This window comes from Nocardia paucivorans NBRC 100373 (assembly GCF_000308675.1).
GTDB lineage: Bacteria > Actinomycetota > Actinomycetes > Mycobacteriales > Mycobacteriaceae > Nocardia > Nocardia paucivorans.
In genome coordinates, this window is record NZ_BAGE01000104.1 from 1 (window position 1) to 1,346 (window position 1,346).

Consider the following 1,346-nt stretch of genomic DNA (forward strand, 5'->3'; position numbering starts at 1 on the left):
GGCTGTTCGTGGTGCGGTGGTGTATGTGCCGCGGTTGGGTCGTATCGGTTCGGATGGGTTGGAGGTCGGGGTCGCCGATGCTGCGGCGTGGGGGTTGACCTTGCGGGGTCGGGGGACGTTGGCCGGGGACAACTTCGTGGTTTGTGACTCTTCGGAGGCGGTGGCGCCGTTGGCGCCGGGTCAGGTGCGGGTGGGGGTGCGGGCGGTCGGTCTCAATTTTCGGGATGTGTTGATCGCGTTGGGTACTTATCCGGATCCGGAGGGGCGGATCGGGGGCGAAGGTGCGGGTGTGGTGTTGGAGGTGGCGTCGGATGTGAGCGAGTTCGTGCCGGGGGATCGGGTGTTCGGGTTCGTGCAGGGGGTGGGGTCGGTGTCGGTGACCGATCATCGGTTGTTGGCGCGGATGCCGGTGGGGTGGTCGTTCGCGCGGGCGGCGGCGGTGCCGATCGTGTATGCGACCGCCTATTACGGGTTGGTGGATCTGGCCCGGGCGCGGCCGGGGCAGACATTGTTGTTGCATGCGGCCACCGGTGGGGTGGGGATGGCGGCCGTTCAGGTGGCGCGGTGGTTGGGGTTGCGGGTGTTGGCGACGGCGAGTCGACCCAAGTGGCCGGTGTTGCGGGGGTTGGGGTTGGCCGAGGAGGAGATCGCCGATTCGCGCAGTCTGGAGTTCGAGCAGAAGTTCCGGGCCGTCACCGGTGGTCGTGGGGTGGATGTGGTGTTGGATTCGTTGGCCGGTGAGTTCGTCGATGCGTCGTTGCGGTTGTTGCCGCGGGGTGGTCGGTTCGTCGAGATGGGCATGTTGGATCGGCGGGATCCGGACGAGGTGGCTGCTGTTCATCCGGGGGTGGTGTATCGCAGTTTCATGTTGATGGAGGCGGGTCCGGATCGGTTGGGTCAGATCCTGGCGGCGTTGGTGGAACTTTTCGATGCCGGGGTGTTGGGTTGTTGTCCCCTCACCGTCTGGGATGTGCGGCAGGCGCCGGAAGCGTATCGGTATCTGGGTCAGGCCCGGCATGTCGGTAAGAACGTGCTCATCGTGCCGAGTCCGTTGCGTGTCGATGGCACTGTGTTGATCACTGGTGGTACCGGGGGGTTGGGTGCGGTGTTGGCTCGGCATCTGGTGACCGTGTACGGGGTGGGCAGGTTGGTGTTGGTGAGTCGGCGTGGTCTGGATGCGCCGGGTGCGTCCGAGTTGGTCGCCGAGTTGACCGGGCTGGGTGCGTGGGTGGATGTGGTGGCCTGTGATGTGGCGGATCGGGCGGCGGTGGATGCGGTGGTGGCGTCGATACCGACGGAGTATCCGTTGACCGGTGTCTTCCACGTCGCGGGTGTGCTGGACGACG

At 66.0% G+C, this 1,346-nt stretch carries 1 protein-coding gene; it reads left to right on the top strand.

Translation table 11 applies throughout. The annotated features are described in order from the left end of the window. A partial coding sequence (locus ON32_RS30605) for an MDR/SDR family oxidoreductase (protein ID WP_040793195.1) occupies positions 1-1,346 on the top strand: 1,346 nt, incomplete at both ends.